10 protein-coding genes are annotated in these 10,142 nt (G+C 31.2%); 8 read left to right on the top strand and 2 right to left on the bottom strand.

The annotated features are described in order from the left end of the window. Positions 1 to 163 precede the first annotated feature (163 nt). The gene (locus tag OEW74_RS18680; RefSeq protein ID WP_265429909.1) at positions 164 to 1,324 is read right to left on the bottom strand and encodes a GlmU family protein; all 1,161 of its coding nucleotides are present in this window, start codon (positions 1,322 to 1,324) and stop codon (positions 164 to 166) included. 238 nt (positions 1,325 to 1,562) lie between these two features. Then, complete coding sequence (locus OEW74_RS18675; RefSeq protein ID WP_209391185.1) at positions 1,563 to 1,814, bottom strand: type B 50S ribosomal protein L31; 252 nt, start codon at positions 1,812 to 1,814, stop codon at positions 1,563 to 1,565. A 275-nt stretch (positions 1,815 to 2,089) separates the two neighbouring features. On the opposite strand from OEW74_RS18675, the gene OEW74_RS18670 reads away from it, so the two are divergent. The 8 genes from OEW74_RS18670 to OEW74_RS18640 all read left to right on the top strand — a co-directional run bounded on the left by OEW74_RS18670 (position 2,090) and on the right by OEW74_RS18640 (position 10,117). Next, positions 2,090 to 3,493 carry a hypothetical protein gene (locus OEW74_RS18670; RefSeq protein ID WP_265429908.1) on the top strand — a complete coding sequence of 468 codons (1,404 nt, stop codon included), beginning with the start codon at positions 2,090 to 2,092 and terminating at the stop codon, positions 3,491 to 3,493. Between the two features lie 140 nt (positions 3,494 to 3,633). Then, the gene (locus OEW74_RS18665; protein WP_265429907.1) at positions 3,634 to 3,960 is read left to right on the top strand and encodes a nucleotide pyrophosphohydrolase; all 327 of its coding nucleotides are present in this window, start codon (positions 3,634 to 3,636) and stop codon (positions 3,958 to 3,960) included. A gap of 79 nt (positions 3,961 to 4,039) precedes the next feature. Further along, positions 4,040 to 5,260: a 3-phosphoshikimate 1-carboxyvinyltransferase gene (locus tag OEW74_RS18660; protein ID WP_265429905.1), complete on the top strand. Its 1,221-nt coding sequence runs from the start codon at positions 4,040 to 4,042 to the stop codon at positions 5,258 to 5,260. Between the two features lie 464 nt (positions 5,261 to 5,724). After that, entirely contained in the window at positions 5,725 to 6,219 is a 495-nt protein-coding gene (locus OEW74_RS18655) for a hypothetical protein (protein ID WP_265429904.1), read from the top strand. A gap of 174 nt (positions 6,220 to 6,393) precedes the next feature. Further along, positions 6,394 to 6,564, top strand: coding sequence for a bacteriocin-like protein (locus tag OEW74_RS19725; protein ID WP_159744956.1), 171 nt, complete (start codon positions 6,394 to 6,396; stop codon positions 6,562 to 6,564). A gap of 208 nt (positions 6,565 to 6,772) precedes the next feature. Beyond that, entirely contained in the window at positions 6,773 to 7,567 is a 795-nt protein-coding gene (locus OEW74_RS18650; protein WP_265429903.1) for an SDR family oxidoreductase, read from the top strand. A gap of 166 nt (positions 7,568 to 7,733) precedes the next feature. Then, entirely contained in the window at positions 7,734 to 9,338 is a 1,605-nt protein-coding gene (locus tag OEW74_RS18645; RefSeq protein WP_265429902.1) for a hypothetical protein, read from the top strand. A gap of 251 nt (positions 9,339 to 9,589) precedes the next feature. Continuing rightward, positions 9,590 to 10,117 carry a phospholipase domain-containing protein gene (locus OEW74_RS18640; RefSeq protein ID WP_265429901.1) on the top strand — a complete coding sequence of 176 codons (528 nt, stop codon included), beginning with the start codon at positions 9,590 to 9,592 and terminating at the stop codon, positions 10,115 to 10,117. Positions 10,118 to 10,142 lie beyond the last annotated feature (25 nt).

The raw sequence follows: 10,142 nt of genomic DNA, 5'->3' as shown, positions 1-10,142 counted from the left end.
TCTGCCATAAAATTATTACTCAATAAAATTTAAACAGGCTCTTAGTTAAGAATTTTAGAATTATTAAGTTGAGCTTCGCTTTAAGATGCGACCTTAATTAATATCTTCAGATATTTACTTAAAAAACTTAACAACTTAAATTAATCTTAATGGTTCAAATAAATTAATAATTATCAAAAATATATTTAAAAATCGCCTTATCATTATCTGTTAAAGGCAATTTTCTTCTTGCCATTACTTTTTCGGCAACTTCGTATGCTTTATCTAATTTAAATCGTTCATCATCTTTAAAACCACCCCACGAAAAATTTTCAATTAAATTTGGAGGAAAACCTTCTTTAAAAATATTAGATGCTACTCCGATTACAGTTCCTGTATTCAATTGAGTATTGATCGCTGTTTTAGAATGATCACCCATGATTAAACCAGCAAATTGCAGACCTGTATCCTGGAAATCTTTTGTTCTGTAATTCCACAGTTTTACATTTCCGTAATTATTTTTTAGATTGGATGAATTGGTATCTGCTCCAAGATTACACCATTCACCAATCACCGAATTTCCAACAAAACCGTCGTGACCTTTATTTGAATAGCCAAAAATAATAATGTTGCTCACTTCTCCCCCGACTTTAGAATGCGGACCAATCGTGGTTGCCCCGTAAATTTTTGCTCCTAAATTAAATTTAGAACCTTCACAAAGCGCAATCGGACCACGAAGATTACAACCTTCCATCACCTCAGCATTTTTTCCGATATAAATTTTTCCAGTTTTGGTATTTATCGTTGAAAATTCTATTTCTGCGCCTTCTTCAATAAACAAATCTTCTTTATTTCCTAAAAATCCGTTAGTAGAAGATAATTCCTGAGAAGTTTTTCCTTTTGTCAGCAATTCAAAATCAAAATCGATGGCTTCTTTATTATATGTAAATAAGTCGGTCGGCTTTTTAAAGAAAACAAGTTCTTCTTTAATGTCGGTCATTTTCTCAATCTGATTCAGAGAAAAACCTTCCATATTTATTTTTGCAGCAACCAATTCATCTTCATAAACCAAAGCTTCACCCTGCTTCAAATCTTTTATTTGCTGAATTACGTTTTCTGTTGGTAAAAAATTAGCTACCAAAAACAAACTTCCTTTTTTTTCAGGCTCTCTGAATTTCTGCTGAAGATACATTTCTGTAAACCACGAAATTTCCGAAGAATCTAAAATCTTCTGCCATCTTTCGGAGAAAGTAAGAATTCCGCATCGCATTTCTGCGACAGGTCTTGTAAAAGTAAGCGGAAGAAAATCTTCCCAATATTGTGCATCTGAGAATACGAGTTGCATGAGAGTTTCGGGTTTAAGGTTTTATATTAAATGTTTCGAGATTAACAAAAATACGAATCATTGAGAGAAGTTTGTTCTTTGAATTTAAAAATTTAGGCTTATACATATTTATTCCAAGAATGAAAATCTGCTCAATCTGCAAAATCAGCGAGTGCTTTTTAACAAATTTAAAATAGCATAAACCAATAAAAAAGTCTCCCGAAAATCGGAAGACTTTAAATATTGTAAAATCAAAAAATTACTTAGCGAATTTTTTGTATTTGTTCATGAATTTGTCTACTCTACCTGCAGTATCAACTAATTTAGTTTTTCCTGTGTAGAAAGGGTGAGAAGTAGAAGAGATTTCCATTTTGATCAATGGGTACTCAGTTCCTTCAAACTCGATTGTGTCTTTAGTGTCTGCAGTTGATTTGCAAAGAAACATTTCGTCGTTACTCATATCTTTGAAAACAACAAGTCTATAATTTTCTGGGTGAATTCCGTTTTTCATAATACAATTTTTTAAAAAATTAAAGTTTTGCTTTCGAAATAGTAATGGTATTTCTTCTGCTAAATTTTAGGTTGCAAAAATACAATAATTTTTATAATATACAAATACCTTGTCAACAATTTTTAAAAGATAAGAAAATTAAAGTATTTTCGTTAAATTTGAAACTTATATAAATTTTAATTTCGATGAAATCGCTTACATTGCATTTAATTACAAAAAAGTAATCATAACAAGCGATAACATACGACCTTAAATAGAACAAAAAATTTCTACCTATGAAATTCAAATCATTACTTTTTTTATCATTCTGGATATTACTTCTGGCGGTTTCTTGTAATAAAGATGATATTACTTTTGATGCCCCTTCTCAGGAATTGAGATTTTCAAGAGACACCGTATTTTGTGATACCGTTTATCATCAGGTACGCTCAGAAACCTATGTGGTAAAAGTATTTAACAATGAAGATAAAGATGTAATGATCCCAAGAATTAATCTTGAAAAAGGAGCTGCATCATTATATAAAATTAATGTCGATGGAAAAACCGGACACGATTTTCAAAATGTTCCTCTCAGAAAAAAAGACAGTCTTTATATTTTTGTAGAAATTGCACCTCAAGCGACAGGTCCTGAAGCGATTGCTGAAGACAGAGTTTTGTTTACAACCGGAGCAGGACAACAGCATGTCACTTTGTTTTCTGTTGTTCAGGATGCTGAGTTTTTTATTAAAACACCTACAAATCCGAATGTAATTACTTCTGATGTAACATGGTCTAATAATAAGGCTAAAATAATTTACGGAGATCTGAAAGTTGATCCGGGAGTGAATTTAAATGTACAGGCGGGAACAAAAATATATTTCCACAAAAACAGTGGAATGAAAGTTTCGACTGGTGCAACTTTGAATATCAACGGAACAGCAGATAATCAGGTGATTATTCGTGGGGACAGAAATGATACATATTATGACACCATCCCAAGAAACTGGAATTCTATAAAAATGGAAGCAGCATCTGTTTTAAATATGAACCATACCCGACTTTTTGGAGGAACAAGAGGTTTGGAAATGACTGAAACCAATGCAACAATAAGCAACTCTTTCATTCATACATTTCAGGAATATGGTATTTATTCGGTAAGATCAAATATCAATGCAAAAAATTTGGTAATGAATAACTGTGGAGAGTCTTGCGTTGGAATTTTCAAAGGTGGGGTTTATGATTTTGTACATTCTACCATTGCTAATTATTCTGAAGTTTTAGGACAGTTTACGCGCAACGGAATTTTTGCCACCAATGAATTTAAGGATGAAAACGGACAAACCGTACAAGGATCTCTTCATATCAACATCAGAAACAGTATTGTTTATTCTGACCGTGATAATGCCATAAGTTTCGAGCAGACACCCGGTCAGCTTTTCAATTTTACTATCCAAAACTGTTTACTAAAATATTCAGGAATAAGCGCAGCAGGTTTTGATTTTACGAGTTCCAGCGTTACTCAAAGTATAAAAAATCAGGATCCTAGATTTATGAATTATTTTGCTGCTAAAATGAATTTAAGAGTAAAAGCAGATTCTCCTGCAAAAAATATCGGTGATTTAACGGTAGCCAATTCGGTTCCTACAGATATTGTAGGTGTTTCAAGAACGACCAGTCCAACTTTAGGAGCTTATCAGTAATAATTGTTAATTGTTAATTGTTAATTGTTAATTGTTAATTTATAATTGTTAATTGTTAATTGTTAATTGTTAATTTATAATTGTTAATTGTTAATTGTTAATTGTTAATTGTTAATTGTTAATTGAAATTATTTTTTTAGATGGAAATTAAAAATCTGCAACAACAGGTCGATGAATGGATAAAAACCATTGGCGTTCGTTACTTTAATGAACTGACCAACATGGCAATGTTGACCGAAGAAGTGGGCGAAGTTGCAAGAATTATCGCAAGAAGATACGGCGAGCAAAGCGAAAAGGAAAGCGATAAAAACAAAGACTTAGGTGAAGAATTAGCAGATGTTTTGTTTGTCACATTATGTTTAGCCAACCAAACCGGAGTCAATTTACAGGAAGCTTTCGATAAAAAAATGAAAATAAAAACTGATCGCGACAAAGACCGTCATCAGAATAATGAGAAATTGAAGTAGATTTCAGATGCTAGACTTCAGATATCAGACAACTGAAAGTCTGATATCTGACATCTGAAGTCTCAAAATCTTTAAAACAATGAAGTTAGAAAAATCAAAATTAAAAGGAAACAAAACCATACAAATCAGCGGTTCGAAAAGCATTTCGAATCGTTTGTTGATTTTAGAAAGTTTGTTTAAAAACATAAAAATTGGAAACCTTTCCAATTCTCAAGACACGCAATTATTAAAAAAAGCACTTTCAGAAAATAGCGAGATTGTTGACATTCATCACGCAGGAACGGCGATGCGCTTTTTAACGTCCTATTATTCTATTCAGGAAGGAAAAACAACGATTCTTACCGGTTCCGGAAGAATGAAAGAACGACCGATTAAAAATCTGGTTACTGCTTTACAAAATCTCGGCGTTGCAATCGAGTATTTAGAAAATGAAGGTTTTCCGCCTTTAAAAATCATTGGAAGAAAAATTACGGAGACAAAAGTTGATGTTCCGGCAAATATTTCAAGTCAGTTTATCACTTCCCTTCTTTTGATTGCAGGGAAATTAGAAAATGGTTTGGAAATAAACTTGGTTGGGGAAGTTACTTCAAGATCATACATAGAAATGACTTTGGATATTTTAACCAAATTCGGAATAAAAAACAGCTTTGTTGGAAACACCATTAAAGTCGAACCAATCATCAACCATCAACTACCAACCATCAACTATGAAGTGGAAAGTGATTGGAGTTCGGCTTCTTACTTCTACTCTTTTGCAGCTTTAGGAAGAGAAACCATTCATCTGAAAAGCTTTTACAAAGAATCTACTCAGGGCGATTCTGCGATTTCCAATATTTATGAACAGTTTTTTGGAGTTAAAACCACGTTCACTGAAGACGAGCACAAATTAACACTTCAGCCGATTGAAGGTTTCATATTCCCGGAAAAAATTGTTTTGGATATGAATAATTGTCCGGATATTGCACAAACACTTTGTGTAACCGCTTCAGTTTTGAGAATTCCTTTTGAAATCTCAGGTTTGGGAACATTGAGAGTAAAAGAAACCGACCGACTTTTAGCTTTATACAATGAGCTGAAAAAGCTGGGAACAGAAACTGAAATCACAGATTCAACGATAAAATCAATCAGCTTTAATGAAGCTGAAGACAATATTTCTATTAAAACCTATCAAGATCACAGAATGGCAATGAGCTTTGCGCCGTTTTGCCTGATTAAAGAATTGAATATTGAAGATGAAAATGTAGTCGAAAAATCTTACCCGATGTTTTGGGAAGATTTGAAAATTTTATTAGAAAAATAATTGAGCTTTCAAATGAATATTGAATCAACAAAGTTTTTCAAAATCAATAAAATTGCTAAAACTTTCATCATGTTAGTTTTAGCTTTTTGCATTTTGATGAATATTTTTAATATGGTTAAATATTATGAATTTATAAGTATCCAATTTCATTTATTTATTATTGTAATATTATCAATATTCATTGCAAGTTTATATTTTGAAAATTATTTTACGACAGTTGTTTTACTAATCTTTAATATATTATTTTGGTATTATACCATCACTGAAAGAAAAGATTTATCTTGGTATGATAATCCTTTTAATCATTATGATTCAGCCTTAATAAGTTTTGCTAACAATTTCGATATCTTTTTAAGGAAGCTATTATATAAAATAATTAGACCTTTGAGCACGATAAACACTTTTCTTATTTGGATAATTGTCATTCCTTTCAGAATTAAAAAATTTTATCTAAAAAAAATTAAATGAAAAAGCTACTCATCATATTGTATTTCTTAATTCCTTTGACATTTTGGGCTCAATATCTTTTGCCCAATGAAGAAGTTGTTTACTCATTTGAAACCAAAAATGGCAAGAAAATGACTTTGGTAAAGGATAAAACCAATAAATACATTCAGTATCGCTTCGGAACTAAGGCTAAAGTTGAAATGGAATTTCCTGCCGAAAGAACCAAAGAAAGCTGGAAAAAATTTCATTACAATTCTTATTGGCGAGGTGGCGGAATACAAAATGCAGGAATGGAGGTCGATAATTTATCATTTAAAAATAACGGATATGAATACTTGTTATTCAGAACGTATCATGCTGAAGGTGAAGATTATTCTGCCGGAATCATTATTACAGACAGCAAAGGAAAAGAAACACGCATTAATGGAAATTATAAGACAGTAAAAGGCTGCATCTGCAATTTGGAAGAAACCGGAATGATTCAGAAAGAAGATATTGGTTTAAACTTTTAATAATTGACTACTTATAAACGTTTCTCACCATTTTTTTTACAAAAACTTTTCATTCAAAATATTAATAAAAAAAATAAAAGCATAAACTTCCCTCTAAGTTGATAAATAATTTATATATTTGATAGTGTGGACATTACATACCACAAATGTAAAAATCATTTAAAACTAATTACTATGAAAAATTTAAAAAAAATTTCAAGAAAAGAATTGAAAAGTATTAGCGGGGGAATCGAAGTGTGTATTCAAAATTGTATGGTAGGATATTATAAGTGCTGCATTCCCCGTCAACGTTATTATTGTACTCCTAATGGGAGCCAATGTGGAGGCATTGTGATAGAAGATTAACTAAAAACGAATAAATTTTAAAAATTCCTGAAGCATGTCTTCGGGATTTTTTTTGAAGTTCAGTTAATCAATTTTTAAAATGATTATGTAGATTTATTATATCTAAAGTCTTATTTTTTGGTTCTTTTACATAAATTTACCGTTTATAAAAATGAACAGATTTAGAGAATTCAAAATCTCTAATTCAAATAAATATTTTCACTATTAAATGTCAAAAACAATCATCATTACGGGAACTTCCTCAGGAATTGGTTTCGTATTAGCAGAATATTTCGGGAAAAAAGGTCACCACGTTTATGGTTTAAGCCGAAAACATACCGAAAGTCAGTATTTTAAATCAATTCCGACCGACATTACAGATAATGATGCTGTTCAGAACGCCATTGCTGAAGTTTTAAAAACAGAAACCAGAATTGATGTTTTAATTAACAATGCAGGAATGGGAATGGTAGGCTCTGTGGAAGATTCTACTAAAGAAGATATTTTAAAATTATTTAATCTAAATCTCGTTGGTGCAGTTCAGATGATGACTGCTGTAATGCCGAAAATGCGTGAAAATAAATTTGGGCAAATCATCAATGTTTCAAGCATCGGAAGTGAGATGGGATTGCCTTTCCGTGGATTTTATTCGGCTTCGAAATCTGCTTTAGATAAAGTTACCGAAGCCATGAGATACGAAGTTTATCCTTGGAATATTGATGTTTGCTCGCTTCATTTGGGTGATATTAAAACCAATATTGCAGAAAACCGTGTAAAAACGAAAGTTTCCGAACCTTATAAAAATGTATTCGATAAAGTATATGCTTTGATGAATTCTCATGTTGGAGATGGAACTGAGCCTTTGGAAGTTGCAGAATATATCGATCAACTTTTAAATAAAAATAAGTGGAAAGCTCATTACTATTTTGGTAAATTCGGGCAGAAAATCGGCGTTCCTTTAAAATGGATTCTTCCACAGGGAACTTATGAGAATTTGATGAAGAAATACAATAAATTGGCGTAGTTTCAGTTATTAAAACAAATTTTATTATAAAAAAGATTTGAACCATTAAGAAGACTTAAGAAGTTAAGTTTAATTAAGATCATCATTCTGATTTTTAAGTTTACAGCGAAGCTTGTCTTAATATTCTTAACAACTTAATAAATCTTAATGGTTTAAATAAATTGAATTGAAATTATTTTTAAACATATTTTTTATCCTCTTTTGCGTTTTTGTACAAGCGCAAAAGAAATATTATTTTCTGATTGACACCGAAACGAAAGTAAAGAAAAAGGTAAAAGATTCTCTTTCTGCCGCAAAATTTCTCGATTCTTTAGCTCAAAACAATTACTTTTTCACCGAGCTAAAAGATGTAAAAATAAAAGGTGACAGCACAGAAATTTTCTACGACAAAGGAAAAAATTTCAACCAGACCTACGTTAATTTATCAGATTCTATTGTTGACAGATTTAAGCTTGAAAAAGAATTTTTTACTAAAAATTTAGATTCAGTTAAAAAAAATATCAACAAAAAATATATTGATGATGGGTTTGCTTTTAGCAGAATTAAGTCTCAGTTTAAAGGTCAGAAAAACGGCATTCCGGTTGTAGAACTTGATATTAATAAAAATAACAAAAGAACCATCGATGGTTTTGTAGCAAAAGGTTATACCCGAGTTCCTAAAAGATTTATAAAAAATCTTGAAAAAGAATTTAAAGGAAAAACTTATGACGACAAAAACCTGATCGCTATTAATAAAAACTTCCAAAGTCATCCTTTTATCACTTTGGAAAGGCAGCCACAAACGCTTTTCACAAAAGATTCTACACAGATTTATCTGTTTATGGAAAAGAAGAAAACCAATACTTTTGATGGAGTTATCGGTTTTGGAAATGATAAAACCGATAAATTTACGCTGAACGGAACTCTGAATGTGAATTTTAAAAACATGTTTAACGGTTTTGAAGCCGTTAATCTTTACTGGCAAAGAAACCCCGACAAAGGTCAGACTTTTGATTTACAGACTGATATTCCGTATTTATTTAACTCTAATGTGGGTTTAAATATGAAAGTGAATATCTTCAGGCAAGATTCTACTTTTGCCAATGTAAAAGCTTTGCCTGCGTTTTATTATCATCTTAACAGCCGACAAAAAATCGGACTTCGAGGAACTTTTGAATCATCAGCAATTCTCGACAGTCTTTATATTCAGGGGAAAGATTACAACAAAAAAGGGATCGGTATTTTCTTTGACATGACCGAGCCTACCGATATTGATCTTTTTCTTTATAAGTCTAAATTAAATGTAGGATACGATTTCCTGGCAACCAATTATACCGGTGAAAATATAAAAGCCAACCAAAATCAGTTTTACTTTTTTGGTGAGTATAATTATCATATCAACGGAAATCACTTTCTCAACATCAAAGGAGAAGGTGCAATGATGGATTCTAAAATCGATTTCTCGGCCAACGAATTGTACCGTTTTGGTGGCTGGAATTCTCTCCGGGGTTTTAACGAAAACTCTCTCGCCGCCGATTTTTATTATTATGGAGGATTAGAATATCGATATCTCATCGGAAATCAGGCATTTTTTGATGTCTTCGGGCAATATGGTCAACTCAATAACAAATCGCTCAACGTAAAGCCTAAATTATACAGTGTTGGTCTTGGTTTTAATTTCTTTATTCCTATTGGTTTGATGAGCTTCCAGCTTTCTAATGGTAACGAATTTGGCAATCCTTTTAAGTTTAATGATATAAAAATTCACTGGGGGATCTTAAGTAGATTTTAAAGAAACTTCAATAGTCTTTCTTAATTCAGAAAAAAATTCACATTTACATTATCTTTATATTAAATTTTAACACTATTTTTGTTAAAATAATATTTCAATATTAATGAATAGTTTAAAAACAGGTAATACTGTTCATTTAAATTTGATATCAGAAATATTTTTAAAAAAAAGCTTAATTCTATACACCATTTCTCAAAGTATACACTGAAAAAATCAATGTAATAACCTATTGAAATTCAGAAAAAAGAGACATGGAATTATCTACCTTACCACAGTACAATTATGATGTAAATCTCAAAAGCAATTATATTGTAATGACCAATCTAAAAGATATTACAGTGCCTATAATTGTTTATGATAAAAATAAATTAAATACAAGAGAGTACTATTTCTCGTATAGACTTAATTCAAATGATGAGATTTCGCACCCGGTAGATATAAAGTCATACAATTATGAAGTAACAGGACCCAATCGTTTTGTGAGAAAATTTAAGGGAAGCAAAAGTCCTGATGTGGAAGTAACTTTATTTTGTAATCTCTATAAAAATGAGGTGGATATAACATTGACCAATATATCCAAAAATACAGTAAGTATCTCTGTAGAAAATCAGTATGACGGAAATAAAAAAGATTTTAATCTCGCTGCTGATTTGGGAGAAAAAATAAACATCAGTCTGGATAAAACAAAGGGTTGGTATGATCTCAAAATAAAATCAAATACCAACAGTTGGCATTTTGTAGGGCGATTAGATTTTGGGAAATCAACTCCAAAGTCTTAGAGGCTGTTTAAATTTTTATTAGATA

The organism is Chryseobacterium sp. YIM B08800, assembly GCF_026163565.1.
In the GTDB taxonomy this organism is placed as follows: Bacteria; Bacteroidota; Bacteroidia; order Flavobacteriales; family Weeksellaceae; genus Chryseobacterium.
This window is presented reverse-complemented; position numbering and strand designations above follow the sequence as displayed.